At 39.1% G+C, this 20,609-nt stretch carries 18 protein-coding genes; 12 read left to right on the top strand and 6 right to left on the bottom strand.

Annotated features, from left to right (window positions below; translation table 11 throughout):
• Positions 1–10 precede the first annotated feature (10 nt).
• Positions 11–925, bottom strand: a complete 915-nt coding sequence (locus tag H6731_06035; protein USN49836.1) for a rhodanese-related sulfurtransferase — start codon at positions 923–925, stop codon at positions 11–13.
• A gap of 75 nt (positions 926–1,000) precedes the next feature.
• Positions 1,001–3,913, bottom strand: coding sequence for a bifunctional proline dehydrogenase/L-glutamate gamma-semialdehyde dehydrogenase (locus H6731_06040; protein USN49837.1), 2,913 nt, complete (start codon positions 3,911–3,913; stop codon positions 1,001–1,003).
• A 253-nt stretch (positions 3,914–4,166) separates the two neighbouring features.
• Here H6731_06040 and H6731_06045 point away from each other — a divergent pair, with 253 nt between their 5' ends.
• The 4 genes from H6731_06045 (at position 4,167) to H6731_06060 (ending at position 9,986) form a co-directional block, all read left to right on the top strand.
• On the top strand, positions 4,167–5,024 hold the full coding sequence (locus H6731_06045) for a hypothetical protein (GenBank protein ID USN49838.1): 858 nt from the start codon (positions 4,167–4,169) through the stop codon (positions 5,022–5,024).
• A 118-nt stretch (positions 5,025–5,142) separates the two neighbouring features.
• On the top strand, positions 5,143–8,532 hold the full coding sequence (locus H6731_06050) for a thrombospondin type 3 repeat-containing protein (protein ID USN49839.1): 3,390 nt from the start codon (positions 5,143–5,145) through the stop codon (positions 8,530–8,532).
• Positions 8,533–8,644: 112 nt separating this feature from the next.
• Positions 8,645–9,070 carry a hypothetical protein gene (locus tag H6731_06055; GenBank protein ID USN49840.1) on the top strand — a complete coding sequence of 142 codons (426 nt, stop codon included), beginning with the start codon at positions 8,645–8,647 and terminating at the stop codon, positions 9,068–9,070.
• A gap of 7 nt (positions 9,071–9,077) precedes the next feature.
• The gene (locus H6731_06060; protein ID USN49841.1) at positions 9,078–9,986 is read left to right on the top strand and encodes a DUF814 domain-containing protein; all 909 of its coding nucleotides are present in this window, start codon (positions 9,078–9,080) and stop codon (positions 9,984–9,986) included.
• On the opposite strand, the gene H6731_06065 is transcribed toward H6731_06060, so the two are convergent.
• Positions 9,970–10,854, bottom strand: coding sequence for a lysophospholipase (locus H6731_06065; protein USN49842.1), 885 nt, complete (start codon positions 10,852–10,854; stop codon positions 9,970–9,972). The two genes, H6731_06060 and H6731_06065, sit on opposite strands and share 17 nt — an antisense overlap.
• A 65-nt stretch (positions 10,855–10,919) precedes the next feature.
• Between H6731_06065 and H6731_06070 the strand changes: the two genes are divergently transcribed.
• The 6 genes from H6731_06070 (at position 10,920) to H6731_06095 (ending at position 16,554) form a co-directional block, all read left to right on the top strand.
• A complete protein-coding gene (locus H6731_06070; GenBank protein USN49843.1) occupies positions 10,920–11,768 on the top strand; it encodes a DUF721 domain-containing protein in 849 nt (282 codons plus the stop codon).
• Between the two features lie 63 nt (positions 11,769–11,831).
• The gene (locus tag H6731_06075) at positions 11,832–13,445 is read left to right on the top strand and encodes an amidohydrolase (GenBank protein USN49844.1); all 1,614 of its coding nucleotides are present in this window, start codon (positions 11,832–11,834) and stop codon (positions 13,443–13,445) included.
• 169 nt (positions 13,446–13,614) lie between these two features.
• Positions 13,615–14,844 (top strand): acetamidase/formamidase family protein, encoded by a 1,230-nt coding sequence (locus H6731_06080; GenBank protein ID USN49845.1) that lies wholly within the window; start codon positions 13,615–13,617, stop codon positions 14,842–14,844.
• A complete protein-coding gene (locus H6731_06085; GenBank protein ID USN49846.1) occupies positions 14,826–15,500 on the top strand; it encodes a hypothetical protein in 675 nt (224 codons plus the stop codon). Before H6731_06080 ends, H6731_06085 begins: the two co-directional genes overlap by 19 nt.
• A 63-nt stretch (positions 15,501–15,563) precedes the next feature.
• Positions 15,564–15,974 carry a hypothetical protein gene (locus H6731_06090; GenBank protein ID USN49847.1) on the top strand — a complete coding sequence of 137 codons (411 nt, stop codon included), beginning with the start codon at positions 15,564–15,566 and terminating at the stop codon, positions 15,972–15,974.
• A 67-nt stretch (positions 15,975–16,041) separates the two neighbouring features.
• Positions 16,042–16,554, top strand: a complete 513-nt coding sequence (locus H6731_06095; GenBank protein ID USN49848.1) for a hypothetical protein — start codon at positions 16,042–16,044, stop codon at positions 16,552–16,554.
• A gap of 555 nt (positions 16,555–17,109) precedes the next feature.
• Here H6731_06095 and H6731_06100 read toward each other — a convergent pair.
• Both H6731_06100 and H6731_06105 read right to left on the bottom strand, forming a co-directional pair.
• Positions 17,110–17,298: a hypothetical protein gene (locus H6731_06100; protein ID USN49849.1), complete on the bottom strand. Its 189-nt coding sequence runs from the start codon at positions 17,296–17,298 to the stop codon at positions 17,110–17,112.
• Positions 17,299–17,316: 18 nt separating this feature from the next.
• Positions 17,317–18,078 (bottom strand): thermonuclease family protein, encoded by a 762-nt coding sequence (locus H6731_06105; GenBank protein USN49850.1) that lies wholly within the window; start codon positions 18,076–18,078, stop codon positions 17,317–17,319.
• 141 nt (positions 18,079–18,219) lie between these two features.
• Here H6731_06105 and H6731_06110 point away from each other — a divergent pair, with 141 nt between their 5' ends.
• Together H6731_06110 and H6731_06115 are read left to right on the top strand one after the other, a co-directional pair.
• On the top strand, positions 18,220–18,876 hold the full coding sequence (locus H6731_06110) for a ComF family protein (protein ID USN49851.1): 657 nt from the start codon (positions 18,220–18,222) through the stop codon (positions 18,874–18,876).
• A 14-nt stretch (positions 18,877–18,890) separates the two neighbouring features.
• A complete protein-coding gene (locus H6731_06115) occupies positions 18,891–19,349 on the top strand; it encodes a DUF4399 domain-containing protein (protein ID USN49852.1) in 459 nt (152 codons plus the stop codon).
• 26 nt (positions 19,350–19,375) lie between these two features.
• Here H6731_06115 and H6731_06120 read toward each other — a convergent pair whose 3' ends face one another.
• Entirely contained in the window at positions 19,376–20,605 is a 1,230-nt protein-coding gene (locus tag H6731_06120) for a radical SAM protein (GenBank protein ID USN49853.1), read from the bottom strand.
• Positions 20,606–20,609: the final 4 nt, after the last annotated feature.

Below are 20,609 nucleotides of genomic sequence, written 5' to 3' on the forward strand. Positions count from 1 at the left end.
TGAACGTGCTCTAGTTTACGCCTACCATGTGACATTTTCCCTGGGCCCGAGCAAGCTCAATCTGTCTTTGTCGAGCTTTAGAGCTGGCAATCTGTTGAGCACTTCTTTTGTTGTGGCATTTGGGGCATGAAACACCTTTTACATAGAGCTCTGATTCCATATCCTTTTTGGTGATGGGATTTCTGCAGCCATGACACAAAAAATAATTTCCTGGTTTCATGTCGTGATCAACAGTGACTCGATTATCAAAAACAAAGCACTCACCCAGCCAAAGGCTTTCACTTTTTGGGGTTTCTTCAAGATATTTTAAGATGCCACCCTTTAAGTGATAAACCTCTTCAAAACCCATTTTTTTCATCAACGAGCTAGCCTTTTCACAGCGGATCCCGCCGGTGCACATCATAGCAATTTTTTTATGTTTTTTGGGATCCAGATTTTTTGTGACAAAGTCTGGAAATTCACGAAAAGTCTCGGTTTTGGGGTTGAGTGCGTTTTTGAAGCTTCCAAGCTCAACTTCATAGTTGTTACGGGTATCTATGACTACCACATCATCCTGAGAGATAATTTTATTCCATTGTTTGGGATCGACATAGGTGCCAACGATTTCATTGGGATTGGCCTCTACTCTTCCTAAAGTAACAATTTCTTTTTTGAGTTTTACTTTCATACGGGGAAACGGATTTGAGCTTGCAAATGATTCTTTATATTCAATACCTAAAAATCTTTTATCATCATCGATAAAACTCTTAAGTGCATCGATGGCATTACGGCTTCCCGCCACGGTTCCATTTATTCCTTCGCGAGCCAGTAAAAGCGATCCTTTTATCTGGTGCGATTCACAAAGCTCCATCAGTCTTGTGCGCAAGTAAACAAAGTCAGGAAGATCTGCAAATTTATAAAGAGCCGCAACAACTATCATAATCATTTATCCATAAGCTCAGGGATTTCTTTGTTCCCTAAGCCCTACTGTCTAGCAAATGCCAAGTTTACTGACAAGGCATCAAACAGATATCTGGGGAGTAAAACCACGCCTCATGGTGTTTTCGCTGATGACCTTAGCATCAACAAAATTGAGCAGATAATGAGGTCCTCCAGCCTTGATGCCCGTTCCGCTCATCTTAAAGCCTCCAAAGGGCTGGCGGTTGACCATAGCCCCTGTGCACTTTTGATTAATATACAGATTACCTACTCTGAATAGGGATTTAGCTTTGGCAATATTTTGTGGGCTTCGAGAAAACAAAGCCCCTGTAAGTGCAAAGCGAGTATTGTTAGCTACCATGAGCGCATGTTCGAGATCTTTTGCTTTATAGAGTGCTAAAATGGGTCCAAAAAGTTCCTCTTGCATAAGCCAATGGTTTTGGTCTTCAACCAAAAAAATAGCAGGTGGGACAAAAAAACCTAAATTTTTATTTTCACCAATGTAGATGCTTTTAATTTTTTCATCTTCCCGCAACATTTTAATTTTTTCTTTTAGTCGCATCTGAGCTTCTTCATCAATAACAGGACCCATGAAAGTCATTGGTAAAAGCGCACTGTCGACGATGATGCTTTGAGTTGCAGCTTTGATGCGATCAATAAATTGGTCTGCGATAGAGTTAAGAACAATAACTTTTGAGGCGGCCGAACATTTTTGCCCAGCATAAGAAAAGGCGCTTTTTAGAACCCCAAATACTGCTTCATCTAAATCAGCATCATCATCAATAATAATGGCATTTTTGCCACCCATCTCAGCAATCACTCTTTTCATTTGAACTTGCTCATGGGAAACATTGTGGGCCAAGCGTTCGATTTGATGACCTACTTCCATGCTACCGGTAAAACAGATGTTGGCGATTTCAGGATGAGCTACCAGATAAGGGCCAATCTCTTCGCCTTTGCTTGGTAAAAATTGTACAGAATCACTCAAAAAACCAGCTTCGATCATGCTCTGATAAAGAAAATAGGCGGTTGAGCATGATTGTTCTGCTGGTTTCATGATAATGGGATTACCGCAAACGTAGGCTGCCACGCTCATTCCGCACAGAATGGCGAGTGGAAAATTCCAAGGTGCGATAATAAGTGCAGGGCCTCTGGCCTGATAAACCAGGTTGTTTTCTTCGCCACCAACCTGACCAATTAGAGGTGGGTTTAGTTCAGTATCGGCACAAAGAGCATAATAACAACAAAAATCGATAGCTTCAGCTACATCTGCGTCGGCCTCAGCCCAAGTTTTACCAACCTCGTAGCAAATAAGTGCTGCCAGTTTGAAGCGGTCACGCTCCAAAATAATTGCCAAATTATTGAGGTGCCGCAAGCGCTCTTTGATATCAAGAGTGCTCAGTCGAGAAAAACTTTTCACACTTTGTGCTACGGCATTGCTAGCATGCTCTTGAGTGGCCAAATCTATCTGAGCAATATCGATGGTGGTATCGCTTGGGCATCGAGTGGATAAGTTTTGATTTGATACATGTTTATCACCATTAATGATGATAGGGATTTTAATGGGAAATTGTTTTTTTATATCTTGAAGGGCCTGGGAGAAATTTTTTCGTACACTTGTTTGAGTAAAATCAAGCATGTGCTCGTTTTGAAATTTATTTTGTTTTTCATTTTGTGGTAACTCTTCGCCGTTAGGAGCTTGCAAAAGATATTCTTCGTTTTCATGATCATGCTGCTTTTTTTTCACAAAACTCATTTGTGAAGTATTTTCTAAAAGACGCCGAACCAAATATGACATACCTGGAAGCATTTCACCGATCGGCATATAAAGACGTACATGGTGGCCTCTTTGTTGAAATACTTTGCGTTCAGATTCAGCCATACCGTAGAGCATTTGAATTTCATAATGGTTGATGGGTATGTTTTTATTTTTTGCGTAGGCTATAGCGTGGGCCAGCGAACGAATGTTGTGACTAGCGAAGCAAGGGCGCACAAACTCACTGTTATCCAAAAGAATTTTTGACAAAAATTCATAATTTTGATCAGTTTTAAATTTGTCTAAAAACACCGGGCATTCATGACCAAACTGCTGAGCTTTTACTACCTCGTAATCCCAATAAGCTCCTTTTACCAAGCGAATACTGAATGGAGTTTTGCGTTGTTTGGCGATATCTATAAGCTCTGAAAGATGGCGCTTGGAATTTTTCAGATAGGCTTGAACGACAATTCCCAAATGAGGCCAACAGGAGAATTCATCTTCAAGAGCAATTTGGTGGAACAAGAGTGAGATTATTTCGTGGCTTTGATAGCTTTCCACATCAAAATTAATGAAGACATTGTTTGAGTGAGCGAGCTTAAGAAGAGGAATTACTTTTGATTTGAGCTGTTCAACAAAAAAATGCGGAGCTTCTTCTTTGAGATTGGGACAAAGAGCGGAGACCTTGATGGAAATATTGGGGGGCTCCTTGCTGGTGCAATCGAGTACTTTAGGAAGTTCCTTGATGAGATTTGTATAGTGATCAAGATAGAAATTTGCTTCTTCATTGCTCAAGGTTTTTTCGCCTAATAGATCGATGGTAAAGCTAAAACCTTGTTTGGCAAGCTTGCTCAGCTGCTTGGAGGCGCTGGCTAAATTTTCACCGATAATAAATTTTTGAGCCATTTCACAGACATTTTTTTTAATGATCGAAGATGCCATGCCGCGTGCAAAAGAAAATGACGCTGCTTTGAAAGCAGTGCCCATCAATAATGGAATTTCACGATTTTTTTGCAGTAGATACTCTTCAATATGTTTGCTTACCTGATCCTTGTCTGTGAGAACTGGGAGCACATCAACAAAGCGAAATAAATCAATTTTGAAATTGGGATCTTTCATAACCCAATCCATCATTCGCCCAGTCCAATAATTTTTATCAAATAAACTTTCTTTTTCATTTTTTAGGGCAGCAAAAATCTCTTTGCCTTCTGTTAGCACTAATGGTTCAAACTGATGCATTGTGCAGCCTCAGGAATATTTTGGGTCAACAGATTATCAACATTGAGCAAGAGAAAATAAGTCCTGGTAAAATAAAAATACGCAACAAATATCTGATGTTAAAATATAAAAAACACATCTTGATGCGTTGAAGATTTATGCAGTTAATGGTGGTTTTTCATGGTTTGTCTTGCGGTGTCAATGATGTAAATAATTGGATTATTTTAAATGTTTATTTGATGATTAATTGATTTCTATAATATTGGGGAATTTTGTGAAAAAAACATCTTTATTGCTCTTATTTGGTTTTTTTACATATCCTGTTTTGGCAACAGATAATGAAGATGATTCTTCATCGGGATTTTTTTGCCCTTATGAACTCTACGGAACTACCACTAATGGGCCAGATGGACCAAGCGATCTTTTAGGATTGAATCCTGATACAGGAGAGGGAAATCTTATTGCCACTATTTTTGGGAGTGGGATCCAAAGAGTGACAGGAATAGATTTTGATAAATGGGGAAGACTCTATGGCGTGGGTGAAGATGCCAACGATAATAGTGTGCTTATTAGAATACAATGTAGAACAGGGCTCGCAACAATTATTGGACCAACAAATATCTCTCCAGGACAAGTCGTAACCGATATCAGTTTTGACTCACACAGTATATTGTGGGCCCATGTAGATGCTGGTCAAGGAGCTTCAAGCGACCAGGTCGGAACTATCGATCTTCTTAGCGGCGCTTATACCTACGTGGGAGATACTTTGGTAAACGATAGCGGAAATGGTTTGAGCTTCGATTCGTCCGATGTTTTATTTCATGCAGGAAAATTAAATTTAAGCACGATAGATCAAAGCTCTGGTCTGGCTTTGGTTTTTGCTCCTTTGCAATTTAGTTTTCCAGCTGACACCAACCCGAGAGTTCACGCTATGGACTTAAGACCAAGCACGGGCCTTATCTATGGGTCTTTAAATGATAAAGCTCAAGGACAAAATGCCACACCAGAAAATTATTTAAGCATTGTAAATAAGAGCGGTGTAGTATCTTTTTTAACCGCTCCAGTGGTAACTGCTCCAGAAAATTTATCAGGAATTAGTTTTAATCCAAGATATAGAGGATGTTTTCCTTAAAATAAAAAATTATGTTTTTTTAAAAAACCACAATTGTGGTTTTTTTTGTATTTAATTTTAAAAAAGATTGATCGATTGGTTATAATTTATAGTGGATATTATAAAATGGTGGTTTGTTGTGAATTATATGTTTACACTGTTTTTTTCTTTTTACTTGGTGGCTGAAAATGGTGTAAGTAATTGCTTGATTAATAGTGTTGAAAAAAACATATATAATAGTGGTGTAATACATGGTGTTGAAAAATTCTTTTTGGTCGATCCTGATGCTGATGGCGATGGGGTATGTGATGAATTAGATCTTTGTCCCGGTGGAGATGATAATCTTGATTCGGATGGCGATGGAATAGCAAATTATTGTGATAATTGCCCTCTAGTCCATAATTTAGATCAAGTTGACAGTGATGAAGATAGGGTTGGTGATGCGTGCGATAATTGCTCACAAGTCTCAAATTCAGATCAAAATGATAAAGATGCTGATGGAGTAGGGGATCAATGCGATACGTGTACGGACAGCGATCAAGATGGTTTTGGGGATCCAGGCTCACCAAACAATACGTGTGAAGAGGACAACTGTCCTTACAAATATAATCCTGATCAAAATGATACCGATGGTGATGGCATGGGTGATGCCTGCGATATCTGTCCGGCTGGTGACAACAGTGCCGATGAAGACAGCGATGGTATACCTGATGGATGTGATTATTGCCCTGCTAATGCCAGTAACGATTGTACAGCAGCCTTGGATGATGCAGATGGCGATGCCATCCCAGATAATTGGGATAACTGCCCATCTGATGCTAACGCTAGCCAATCAGATTACGATGGTGATGGCATTGGCGATGCCTGCGATACGTGTACGGATATCGATGGTGATGGCGTAGGTGATGCTGGTTTTACCAATACCACCTGTTCAGTAGGAAACGGCCCAGACAATTGCCCCTTTAAGGCTAACCCAAGCCAAACAGATACCGACTTAGATAGTATGGGCGATGCCTGCGATATCTGTCCGGCTGGTGACAACAGTGCCGATGAAGACAGCGATGGTATACCTGATGGATGTGATTATTGCCCTGCTAACGCCAGCAACGATTGTACAGCAGCCTTGGATGATGCAGATGGCGATGCCATCCCAGATAATTGGGATAACTGCCCATCTGATGCTAACGCTAGCCAATCAGATTACGATGGTGATGGCATTGGCGATGCCTGCGATACGTGTACGGATATCGATGGTGATGGCGTAGGTGATGCAGGCTTCACCAATACCACCTGTTCAGTAGGAAACGGCCCAGATAACTGCCCATTTAAGGCTAACCCAAGCCAAAGTGATAGCGACTTAGATAGTATGGGTGATGCCTGTGATATTTGCCCTGCAGGTGATAACAGTGCCGATGAAGACAGCGATGGCATCCCTGATGGATGTGATTATTGCCCCGGCAATGCTAGCAACGATTGTACTGCAGCCTTGGATGATACAGATGGTGATGCCGTCCCAGATAATTGGGATAACTGCCCATCTGATGCTAACGCTAGCCAATCAGATTACGATGGTGATGGCATTGGTGATGCCTGCGATACGTGTACCGATATTGATGGTGATGGCGTAGGTGATGCAGGCTTCACCAATACCACCTGTTCAGTAGGAAACGGCCCAGACAATTGCCCATTTAAGGCTAACCCAAGCCAAAGTGATAGCGACTTAGATAGTATGGGTGATGCCTGTGATATTTGCCCTGGTAGTGTTAGTAATGATTGTACAGCAGCCTTGAGTGATACAGATGGCGATGCCGTCCCAGATAATTGGGATAACTGCCCATCTGATGCTAACGCTAGCCAATCAGATTACGATGGTGATGGCATTGGCGATGCCTGCGATACGTGTACGGATATCGATGGTGATGGCGTAGGTGATGCTGGTTTTACCAATACCACCTGTTCAGTAGGAAACGGCCCAGACAATTGCCCCTTTAAGTTTAATCCAACTCAGACAGATATGGATATGGATGGCATGGGTGATGCCTGCGATATTTGTCCTGCTGGTGATAACGATATAGATGAAGATGGTGATGGTATAGCAGATGCTTGTGACTATTGTTTAGGTGATGCGAGCAATGTGTGTACTGAATTGTTGGGTGATGTCGATAGTGACGGTGTTCCAGATGAATGGGATAACTGTCCTTCTGTAGATAATGGAACCCAGGCAGACTATGACAGCGATAGTATCGGTGATGCCTGTGACCTTTGTAATGATATAGACAATGATGGTGTAGGTGATCCAGGTTTTTTCAACCCATCTTGTCCTGTATCACTTTTTAATGAGATATGCGCTGATAATCCAGATTCCTTAGAGTGTATAAGGTTGGAAGTTATCGATAATTGTCCATTTCAAAACAATCCCGATCAAAAAGACACTGATGGCGATGGTATTGGAGATGCCTGTGATATTTGTCCTGCCGGCGATAATGATTTAGACGAAGATGGAGACGGAATTGCTGATGCCTGTGATTTTTGTTTGGGCGATGCGAGCAACACCTGTACAGCGGCCTTAAGCGATACAGATGGAGATGGTATTCCAAATAATTGGGATAATTGCCCTTCATTGTCTAATTTTTATCAAGCAGATCGTGATGGAGATGGAATAGGAGATGCCTGTGATGATTGTACCGATTCAGATAGTGATGGAATAAGAGATCCAAACACTCCTAATGATAACTGCGAAAATAGTGCAGTAGATAATTGTCCTTTTGATGCCAATCCTGATCAATCCGATATAGATAATGATTCAATAGGTGACCTGTGCGATAAATGTCCTGCAGATGCAGATTATTTAAATAGTGAAAATGATGAATCAGATATTGATGGAGATGGAATTTGTAATTCTATCGATATCTGTAAGGAGGATCCGCAAAATCAATGTTTGAGTTTTGCTGATATTGATGGAGATAAAATTCCTGATGATTGGGATAATTGCCGAAGCATTTTTAATCCTAAGCAAGGAGACCGGGATGATGATGGAATAGGCAATGAATGTGATCCGTGCACAGATTTTGATGGTGATGGATTGGGCGATCCTGGTTATCCTCGCAATAGTTGTCCAGTTGATAACTGTACCTTTGAACCCAATCCCGATCAACTTGACAGCGATGATGACGGCAAAGGAGATGCCTGCGATTTTGATGATCCACCGATCAATAAAGAATATTATATTGCGCCGCCACCTCCGGTAGTCCCCTCTCCTATAGATGAGAACGTTTCTAAAAATCCTAAATTCGATTTTGAAAATAATAATGAACAACAAGCCGATCATGAAACAAATTATCAAAATAGTTATAAAGAAAAAAACACCAAAGAACGTGAGCAGCAATTAGGCAGAAAAAACAAAAACAGTTCATCTGGTTGCTCCATGAATAAAGCTCAGCAGACCGAAACAGAAAGTCTGCTTTCCACTATAGTGCTGATAATGTTTTATATTTTGAGACAGCACCGAAATAAAATTAAACAAAGATAATATATAAAACGTGATTGAGTTTAGCTAAAAAAATGTCAGTTCATTTTTGACCTTATTTAGTCAGACTCTTATTATTGAAAACATAATCAATTTTACAAGGAGTAGCAGTAACATGGCTCGTTCTAATAAAGCGTTGATGTGGAGCTTGTGGTGGCTACGTATTGGTTTAGGAACTTTTTTACTTCTTTGGGCTCTCGATAAAATTGTGAGCCCACTCATGTCGGTTGAGTTGTTTTTGCAAAATTATTCCATTGAGCTTAGTTCGTCGATGGTTATGATAATCGGCTCTCTCGAGCTTACACTGAGTTTAATGATTTTGTTTGGAATGTATAAAACCTTTAGTTATGGTTTTGGTTTATTGATTCAGCTGGTGTCGGTAATTGCTTATCACCAACAAATTTTTTATCCATTTGGTAATAATCATCTTTTTATCTCAGAACTCACTTTATTGTTTGCTTTTATATCTCTATTCACTGCGAGGCATTTAGACACACACTGGTCTTTTTCTAAAAGAGACAAAATATTTACTCGTTATTAGGTAAAAGATGTCTTCAGAAGATATTGAAAATAAAAAAAGTAAAGAACAACTATCATTGATAGAAATTCAAGAGCAAATATTTCAAAAACAAATTAAAAAAATTTATAAAGAAATACATAAAAAAGAAAGACTGTATAGGAATCTAAAACAAGATTATAAAAAATGCATAGAGAACATTGAATTATTAAATGATGCGGAAACATTAAAAAATAATTTTTTTAAGCTTAAAAAAGGGCTTGAGCACGTAGTGGCAACAGATTTTTTTAGCGATCCTCCACTAGATCGCCTGATAAAATTAGATCCTAAGCTAAGCCCGCAAGAAAATATCAATCATCTTTTTAATTTGGTTAAGAGGGCCAAAAGAGGAATTCAGCATATTGAGCCACGCATAAAAAAAGTTGAGCAGGAAATTGAAAATTTAAAGCAAGAGCTTGAATCATTTATTCAAGAAGGAGCTGAAAATATAGATTTGCAAAGCATTACTCAGCCGATTTTGCGGCCAAAGAAAAAGGGAGCAAAGCGGCTTGCCTATCGTATATTTAGCTCGCTTGATGCTTTGCCTTTGTGGGTGGGAAGGTCGGCCAAAGATAATGACGAAGTGTTAAAGTTTCATGCCAGAGGTAATGAATGGTGGCTCCATGCTAAAGAAATTCCTGGCTCACACGTTATTATCAAAGATTCAAGCGATTCCATAACCTTGGAAAACTTGCTCGATGCAGCTACCCTAGCGGCGCATTTTTCGAAATCAAAAGATAGTAATATTGAGGTGAGTTATACCAGGGTAAAATGGGTTAAAAAACTCAAAGGTATGAGTCCCGGAAAAGTTGCAATCTCTCATGCTAAGGTTCTGCTTATCAAATATGATCATAAGCGGCTTGAAAGGCTTTTAGAAAGTGAGATTAAACCCGTTTATTAAACCATTCAATAGCATCGTTGATAGGTTCGTCTCTGTTTTTTTCGTTAAAAATTTCATGCAGAAAATGAGGATATATTTTCAATGAGCGATCGGGTGCATTGTCTTTGACATTTTTGAACCAAGTAAGAGCAGCGTTGCTGTCTACCACTAAATCCTTACCAGCAATTTGCATGAGAAAGGGAGTGTGAATATTTGATGCGAGTTTTGAAGTCTGAGTCAAGGCAAGCAAGATTTGTCTAAATGCTCTGATAGAAACGCTTTTTAGTATGAGTGGATCATTATCGTAGGCGGCAGAAAATGATTGATCAGAAGAGAGGTGGCATCCTCGGATGGTAGACTTGAGGGGGAGTTTAGGAAAAAGGCAGGTGGCTACTGTTCCCAAATGTTTTTTGTACCAAGGTACAGCAAGGCTTAGTGCAAAGAGTGGGCTGCTTAGCACAAGTCCACCAATGTTTGGAGAAATCTTTGTCATGAGTTTGAGTGTAACAAGGGCCCCCATACTGTGAGCGAGGATAAATAATTTCCCCTGATGGTTTTGTAAGGATTGAGCAAACTCTAGTGCTGCTTGGGCATCCTCTACATAGTTGCTGAACTTAACGACATCGCCGCGGCTTCCCTGTGAATTTCCATGTCCTCTTAAATCAAAACTAAATACTTCAAAGTTATCAACTAACAAGCGATCAATAAGATGAGAGTAGCGGCCGCTGTGTTCTCCAAAACCATGGACGATAAGAATGGAGGCCTTAGGCTTGTCAGCTAAATGGTGCCGATAAAACAAAGCGGTGCCATCTAAAGATTTGAAATAGCCCGTCTTTGAGTAACATGGTGCCACCGATAAATTCATATCTTTGCTCATACCTAAGTGCATACTTACCTCTTGGCAAACTAAAGATAATAAGCTTTTAATCCATTCCGTTTTAATAGGAATTTATTTTGTCAGATCAATTCACTGCGCCATCACTGAGTATTCAACGTCACGAAGATTATCTGACTGCTAATTTGTTGGATTTTTTTCGCACGATCGACAATGAAAATAAATGGATGCAGGCGGAAAAAATTGCTCTTAATCATGTGCAAAGAGTGGCCAGTAGAACTCTTGATTGTTTTGAAAAAAAGTTTTCTTTTTTGGCGCATCGTTTGAAAAATAATATTACACCAACTTCCTTGAGAGCTTTTGCTCATGAGTGCATTGTTTTTGCTCAGCAAAGAGAAGTGCTTAGTCGGACTCCGTCTTCCCAAAAAACTCAGACAAAAAATATTGAAAAAAAGATACAAAAAAAATTAAGTCTGGCACTTGATTCAGGTTGCTCTCAAGGTTCGGCTGTCAACAGGGTAGCTCACAGCCTCTTATTAGAAAAAGTTGAGCAGCGCCGCTTAATTGCTCGTTCAAAATTGATCGAGCAGCATCCTTTGGGTACAACACTCAATCTTTTGGCTGGCAATCAAAAAATTGCTAAAGAAGATATACGCAATCATTTATTTAATTTGGCCAAGAAATCGAATAACAAGGGTGGCACGCAGCTTTTTAATATCCTCAAAAAAGCTCAATCTTTTTCGGTAATAAATCTTCATAGCCTACTCGGCGATGAATTGTTTTTTTTGTGCAGGCCTTTGGGATTTCTTGATCAAAAAAGCGAAATTGTTATTGTTGAGGTTCCCAGCAGTGCTCATATGCATGCTCTGACCTATCGCAAACTAGAAATATTAAGAGCTCTTCGCAAAGATCCTTGTTTCATGAAAATAAAAACAATTCGATTTAAAATCAGTGGCGCGATGTTTTAGCCAAAAAAGATGTAATCGAGAGACAATACAGTGAGAATATTTTTAATCTTATGGGGATTGATAATGGTAACATGTGCATATTCGGGGCAAGCCAAAAAAGTTTTTATTAATGCTCAAATTTATGATGGGGAAAATTTTTTATCTGAAGATTCCTTCATAGTTGAAAATGAACGTTTTACAAAAATAGCAAAGCGCAAAGAAATTGAAAAAAACATAAGTAAAAACGATGAAATTATAGATCTCAACAATGCTCGAGTTTTGCCTGGTTTTATTGAATCTCACGCTCATTTGCTCGGCATTGGGAGAAGCATTTTAGAACTTGATATTCGCAATATGAACCCCAAGCAGGTAGCACAAGCATTAGCCAAACAAGCGCGCAAGCAAAAACCTGGAACCTGGATAAGGGGGCGCGGGTGGGACCATAATCTTTGGCCCGAAAAACAATTTCCTCATGCTCATATGCTCAAGGGGGTAGCTGACAAGAATCCTGTTTATTTGCGCCGAGTTGATGGTCACGCAGGGTGGATGAATGACTATGCCATGAAAGTAATTGGGCTCGATAAAAACACATTATCACCTGATGGAGGGCTAATCATAAAAGATAAAAACGGCCTTCCAACCGGAGTATTGGTTGATAATGCATTATCTATAGTAAATAAATTTGCAGAGATTTTTAGTGATGAGGAGATAGCTCAATTTTTTGATAAGGCTGTTAGACATGTTTTATCTTTTGGAATTACTTCTTTTCACGATGCCGGTATAGATAAAAAATCCTTAAGCGTTTTATTAAAGAAAGCGCAACAAAATCAGCTTGAGCTCAGGATTTACACCATGCTTGATGGTGAAGATGAGAAGTTTGTAGAAGAATATTTAAAAAAGGGTCCACAAAAAATTAATGACTATCTTTCGATTAGGGCTATCAAGTATTTTGCTGATGGTGCTCTTGGTTCCAGAGGAGCATTGTTGCTCAAAGATTATTCTGATCAAGCGGATTATCAAGGACTAGCGCTTATCAGTGAAAAAGAATTGCACGATAAAACCTTAGCAGCGCTCAAAAAAGGCTTTCAGGTAGCGACGCATGCAATTGGAGATCAAGCAAATCGTGTGGTGTTAAATGCATATGAAAAGGCATTGGCCCAGCATCCATCTTTTGATGCCCGTCTTCGCATTGAGCATGCTCAATTAATAGATCCAATGGATCATCACCGCTTTAAAAAACTTGGCGTTATCGCTTCTATGCAACCAAGCCATTGCACTTCTGATATGGAATGGGTTGCGGATCGTTTGGGATTTGATCGTTTGGCTCAGAGAGCTTACCCATGGCGCTCTTTAATCGAAAAAGGAGCGCCCTTGGCTTTTGGTTCAGATGCTCCTGTTGAATCAGTGAATCCTATCGAAGGCTTATTTGCTGCTGTTACAAGAAGTAAACAACCTCATTCAATTTCATTTTACCCTGACCAACAGCTGACACTGAAAGAAGCATTAAATGGATATCATAGTGGCGCTGCTTTTGCTGAATTTAGTGAACATCAAAAAGGGAAGATAGCGCGAGGTTTTTTAGCAGATTTTGTTGTCTACAAGGAAGACATTCTACACCCAAGTAAAAATGAATTTCTTGATGTTCGCCCGTTTATAACAGTAGTTGGGGGAAATATCGTCTATAAAAAAAGATCCTAAAATTAATTTTTCAATATTAAAAAATATTAGTTTTTAAAATTATTTAAAGTTAATTGTTTGCTTTATTGAGCAAATTTTTGGGTAAATATAGTGTTTTTAAATTAGATTTAGTTTTATTGAAAATATAAAATTATTAAATAAAAAATTAAAAACTTTAGGATTGAGCTCGATGATACAAACTTTGATCAATATCGATTTAAATAAAAAAGGCGATGAACAGCCTGTTCCATTACATAATCGTTGGCATCCTGATGTACCAGCAGTGGTTGAGGTCAAGCCAAACGACCACTTTAGAATTGAGTGTATAGATTGGACTGGAGGTCAGATTAAAAATGATGATTGTGCCGATGACGTGCGCGATGTGGAGCTAAGAAAAGTTCATTACTTGAGTGGCCCTATCCGAGTTGAGGGGGCAAAACCAGGAGATGTTTTAGTGGTTGATATTCTTGATATCGGCACTTTTGATCACTCTCCGTGGGGGTTTACTGGGATTTTTGCGAAAGAGAATGGCGGTGGTTTTTTGACTGAGCATTATCCCGCTGCAGGGAAAGCTATATGGGATATTCGAGGGATCTATGCAAGCTCTCGCCATGTACCCGGAGTGCAGTTTGCAGGAATTATTCATCCGGGTTTAATCGCATGCGCCCCATCACAAGATTTGTTGAATAAATGGAACAAGAGAGAGCGGGATTTAATTGCTACGGATCCGAATCGAGTTCCTGCTTTGGCATGTCCACCAGATTCATTTGGGGCTGTGGCTGGTAAAGCCACCAATGATCAAGCTCAAAAGATTAAAGCAGAAGGTGCAAGAACTGTTCCTGGGCGTGAGCATGGCGGAAATTGCGATATTAAAAATTTAGGAAAAGGATCACGTTTATTTTTACCGGTTTATGTTGATGGTGCCAATTTATCAGTTGGCGATTTACATTTTTCGCAGGGAGATGGTGAAATTACTTTTTGTGGTGCCATTGAAATTGCTGGATGGATTCATTTGGGTGTGGATATAATTCCCGATGGAGTCAGAAAGTATGGCATGCTCAATCCTATTTTTCAAACTGGAATTATGGGCCCAAGTTATCAAGACTATTTAGTGTTTGAGGGAATTTCAGTTGATGAGAAAGGTCGTCAACACTATCTCGATCCTCATGTGGCCTATCGGATGGCTGCCCTCAACGCTATAGAATATTTGAAAAAGTTTGGTTTTACGGGGGAGCAAGCTTACATGATATTGAGCACCGCTCCCATCGAAGGACGCATAAGCGGAATTGTTGATATTCCTAATGCTTGCACCACTCTCGCCATACCGACCTCTATTTTTGACTTTGATATCAGGCCTAATAACCAAGTAATTAAAAAAATTGATAGAGGCCAAATCGCATTATGTCGGGAAAAAAAATAATAGCCTTACACGGCTTTTTAGGGCATCCGCGAGATTTTGGAAATTATAAAGATCTTAATATTTATGCCCCATATATTTTTTTGACTCAGCTGGGGCCACTTAAACAGTGGGCAAGGCGATTTAATAGCAGCATTTCCCATAGGCCCATTTTGCTGGGCTACTCTATGGGTGGGCGGCTTGCCTTGCATTGTCTGCTTCAAGATAGTTTTCGTTTTAAAGCAGCGATCATTATTGCTGCTCATCCTGGGTTTAGAGAAAAAGAAATAAGGTATTTGCGCCGTTATCAGGATTATACTTGGAGTAGAAAATTTTTCTCTCTTGAGTGGGATGAGCTGATGAATGAGTGGAATAATGTTCCTGCTTTAAAGGGAAGTCCAGTACCTAAACGCTTAGAGTCAAACTTTGACAGAAATAGTCTTTCGCTTGCTATGCGCTATTTTTCTTTAGCTAATCAAGAATTTTTAATTCCTGAAATTAATAAGTTGGATGTGCCCATTATGTGGATCGCTCCAGAAAAAGAACAGCAAAACATCCATGGATTAAAATTAGCCCACTCTCAATCTCAGTTACATTTAGTTAAGGGCAGTCATCGTTTGATTTTTGAACATGAACAGCAAATTATTGAATTAATAAATAAATTTGTTGAAAAAATATAGATCATTGGAATAAAGCTTATTCTGTCACGTTTTTTAAATGTATTATTCACTAAGAGTTTTATTATGGCATTTGCATCCGAAGAAGTTACAAAAAGTTGGCGAAAAAAAAAGGGATTAATAATTAAAAGTCGTCCTCGACAATCAAACTTTTCTCTTGCTGTATGCTTCAGTATTATTCTTGCTTTGCTTGGCGGGTTTTTGGGTGGCTTTATTACGGCGGGAATTGCCCTTGGAGAAAACTATGGCGCCGTCTATGAAGGACTTATTTCAGAGTTAGAAACTACCAGGCAATGTGTTGAGAGAGAAAAAAATGAGCTTAAGTCGTTGAGAGAGGCTCATTTGGCTCGGGCAAATATTGATTCAGTTCACAGTATGGTGGATACAAATTTTTCTAACTCATTGAATAATAATCAAATCAAAGAACAAGCTCTCATGAATGCATATCAACAGGAAAATAATTTAATACAAAGATAGTTGAGGGTATTGAAGCATTATTATTATTTAGTATAGTGATTGCGAGTATTGTTGCTATGGTGAAATAATGAATATTGTAAATATAGGTATTAAACAAGATAAAAAACCTCCTTTTGTTCCCAGAGCATTATTTACAAGAATGGAAGGTTCACTGAAAAATGTGAGAGCTAATTTCGAAAAAAATATCAAATTAGCAAAGACCTTAGCACCTATTTTGCAAGATCAAAGTTCAAATGAACGCCACATGGCTGCTATTAGCAGTGAAGAAACTTCTATTCAAGAAAAAATTATTTCCATTATAATGTTGGGCTTTCCTAAAAATCGTCCACTGCTGCCATTTCTGCAGAATATTTTGATGACCTCTAATGATTCAATGCGTATCGCTGCGGCTATCGCTATCGCTCAAATGCGCGATGGCTTCAATAATGAAACGCTCGGTGATGTTTTGCTTGCAGGATTTAAATCTACCAATGCTCCTGAAGTCGCAAAAGCAATCAGGCAAGCTTATGTGTGCGTTGCGGATGGCAAAACAGCTTTGGCTCTTAATCTGTTATTGAGCGACAAACAAAATAACGTCTAAGAAACGGTTTTGAAAATAATTTTTCTCTAAGCTGAGAAAACATTTTTGTCCACGATCTCGTGTCATTCACGTTTTGACCACCATTATGTGTCATCCCCGTTTTAAACACCACCACATGTCATCCCCGCGCAGGCGGGGATCCAAATAGAGCGCTCTTAGGCCTCTTTATGTTAAAAAAACGGCGCGCTCTGTGTCGGGCGTAGCTATGACTCGTCCCGTAGGATTTACGGCAAGCGAACAAGCTCTTACAGGGAATGATTGATATTATTCATTTCAACTAGATAGTTAACCGTTTTGCCTGGATCTCCGCCTGCGCGTGATTTCCTAGAAGTAGTATAAAACTTAAACTTTTTGATATGCCCTTAGGTAATCAGATTTAAATAGCGAGGTCATCAAATTATCAATTAGTAGTCTTGTTAAACAAATGAGCCATGTATCGTCTGTTTTTGACAGATTGCTTAGTTATAACTTAAAAATTGATGTCGTAAATTTTTTGATGATGAAGTTAAAATGATTGAATCTAAAAAATGCCACGCATAGCATGGCATTTATCAATCAAAATCTCATTCCGTTTTTTACTCGGAATTGAAACCATTGCCAACCAAGGTACACGCCACCTGCAATGATGGGAATTCCCAAGACTGGCGATATAAATGTCATAAGCACACCGGCAGCTTCTACCCCTAAGAATAAATAGCGTTTATTACGTTCTATACGTTTTTGTTGGCTCAATAGGCTTCCCATATTAGCTCCTGAAACTTTTTACTTTTGCTCTGCCAAAAGGCAATCAGGACGATTTTTACCATATCGTTGTCTGTAGTGAACATAGATCATGCAAGAATTTTCTTCTAGGCAAATCTTCTGACAAGAAGAGTATTTCTCGCTGTGAAACATTTTCTCAGTATGCCCATCCTCTGTAGAGATAAGTCGATTATAATTCTCGCGCCTCGTGATTTGCAAAGTTGATGTTTTTTGGTTTTTTATATTTTCATCTACTGAATGAAGCGAAGTGATAATAAATTTTGGTATGCCCTTTTTCCACATACCCAATCGATTTTCTTGGGCTTTTTTTTGCCAGGCTAAATATTCTTTATTAGCAGATTTTTTCTTTGCGGAATAAGCATGGGCGAGACCACTTTCAATAAGGCTTTTGGCCAAATCATCGCATTGAGCAAGAAGCCGTCCATAGATATCTGAGTTTTTCTCGAGTTTACAACTCCAGCTACCGTTCCTTGCCATTTGCGTCGCTTGAACCGCTACATCATACAGTTCTTCAGGAGCACTGTTTTCCCACTGATGGATGGGTCCATAGCTTTCCAAAGTATTAAAACCAATAATACGCACTCGTTCATTTTTATATTTGCCATCGAGAACTTTGAAGGTATCGCCATCGTTAAAATAAACCTGAGAGGTTTCATTATTGATTTTTACAATCGTTTTTATCTGAACTTGATGCGAGGCACAAAGCAAAAAAGATGAAAATATCGTTGGTACCAGCAAAAGATACAGGGAAGTTTTGCGCATAAGATTCCTTTTTTGGGCCTTAAAAAGCTAGAAGAAGTAAGTTGTGCATAGTTTAACACCAACTAGTCATCTTAATTCAATAACAAAAAAATAAGTTTTGCTTTATTTTTTATCAAACTTTGATCAGGAGTATTAAAAAAGATGGTAAAAACAGTTTTTAAAAGTTTACTGAAAACGTTATTTGCTGCTCGATGCAGCCTTTGTAATCATGATAGCAATCATAAAAAATTGTGCCCAGCCTGCAGATCGCTTTGTTCCCCTTATCCTCAACATGCATTTAGCGCTCTGGAGAACCACTATGGAGCTTTGTTTTATTATGAATTTTCTATCAGCGAGTTAATAAAAGGTATCAAATTTTATCGAAATATCGATCATAGCTATGCACTTATCGAAAGAATACATGAGGCTCTGATAGGCTCCCATCTTCTTCAAACTTTAAAAAAATTCCAAGCTAATGCCATAGTCTACATCCCGACCCATCCTCTAAGGCGAGCTCTAAGGGGCACGGATCTCCCATCTCTTTATGCCGAGATTTTGGGCAAAAAATTAAATGTGCCAGTAAAAAAACTACTTAGGAAAAAAAATTTCTCCTCTTCCTTAAAAAAAATATCCAAAAAATCTCAAAGAAAAAACGCTGTGATGGGATCAATGGAATTAATTCAATCAAAAATTTTTTATCAGCGAATTATTATAGTTGACGACATTCTAACAACTGGTTCCACCTTTGAAGAATCAAAAAAAACACTTAAGCCTGTTTTTGGTGAATGCCGGTGCGTGGCAATTGCCCGCACTCCTTAGCAAAAAGGAATACTATGCGCTGGAAATTTTTCTTATCTCTGTGCTTGTTCTCTCTTTTTTATTTATCATGCCAAAACTCGTGTTCGCAAAAATCATCCAAAGATGATGGGCCTTTGGTTTATTTTATAGCCCCTAAAGATGGAGATACCTTAAGCTCCCCTATCGAAATTATATTTGGAGTGAAGGGCATGAGTGTAAGACCCGCAATGGAAGATGTGAATGACAAGACTTCTGGGCATCATCATATTTTGATCGATAGCCCAAAGGGTTTTATTGAAAAAGGTATGCCGGTTCCTGTCGACAAAAATCATATTCATTACGGCAAAGGACAAACCAGCGCCACTATCGATCTTCCCGTTGGAACTCACACGCTGAGTATGCAATTTGCTGATGGAGCTCATCTGTCCTATGGTAAAGAGATGGCTGCCACCATTACTGTTACAGTAGTCGAAAAGGAAAATGATAAAAATTAAGAGACTGGTGCTGGTCTTAAAATTTTTTATCGAAGCTTTTTGCATATCTTGATGAGATTATCATTGATGAGCTCTGGCTCTTTGCTATCAAAGGGCTCTTCAATTAATTCCCACTTTCCGTTATCAAATGCTTTGTTTGGTGCATTTTTTATTTTAATCAGTCTTTCCCGTTTGCCCTCACTTTTGAATTTCAAAGCGCGATAGTGGCAGTAAGGATTATTTCCAGGGCGATCGAAAACACTGTGAGATGTAAAGGTACACCCTCCAAGACAAATTTCTTTGAAATCACATCGCGCACAAAATCCCCACAGGTCTTTTACCCCTCTGATTCTATGCTTCTTGATGGTTACTGAATTTTCCCACAGATCTCTCAAAGAATTTTTTCTCAAATTGCCCGCTAAATAATGTTCACTTTGCAAAGAAGGACATCCCTTCAATCCTCCGTCTGATTCTATACCCATAATAAATTTACCAGCCTGACAGGATAACCAATGATCGCTATCTTCCGGTCTCATGGATCTCAGCAAAGATTCCTCAGGGCCAAAATAGCCTAGATTATTTCCGGGCATAATCAAAAAACCGTCTTTAAAAGCACGCTCTTTCATTTTTGCTATTCTGGGAACAATATTGAGCAGATCATAGGGCTGAAGCAGCATATGGGGCCTATCAGCAGCTCTACCCAAAGGAGCTGTGATCTGAACCTGCCATGAAGAAATTTTAAGAGCAAAAAATAATTCATACATTTCTTCGAGCTCAATCATATTGATTCGATTGATATTGGTATTGACAGAGATTCTAATATTATTTTCTTTGAGGTGCTTAAGAGCTTGAAGAGCTGAATCAAAGCTGCCTTTATTTGCACGAATTGTATCGTGAGTTTTTTTTAGGCCATCGATACTAATAGATACAAAGGATAAACCTGCATTCTTCATCGACATCGCACAATCTTCATCGATTCCTTTTCCACCAGAGGTCATACCGACATTAATTCCGCTATCCACCAAGGCTTGTACAATCGATAAAAAATCTTGATGAAGATAAGCTTCCCCTCCTATCAGCACAACTTCTCTTGTACCTTGTTCGGATAATTGCTGAACTATTTTTAAAGCATCATGACTGTTCAACTCATTTTTGCGCGGCTTACTCGCTCGTGATCCGCAATGAACACATTTTTGGTCACATTTTAATGTTAGCTCCCAAACTACGTAGGCCGGGAAAAATTGTTCGCTTAAGACGTTGAGCCTTCTGGCAGACATATTT

The sequence above is a fragment of the Myxococcales bacterium genome, from assembly GCA_023898405.1.
GTDB lineage: Bacteria > Myxococcota > UBA727 > UBA727 > JABDBI01.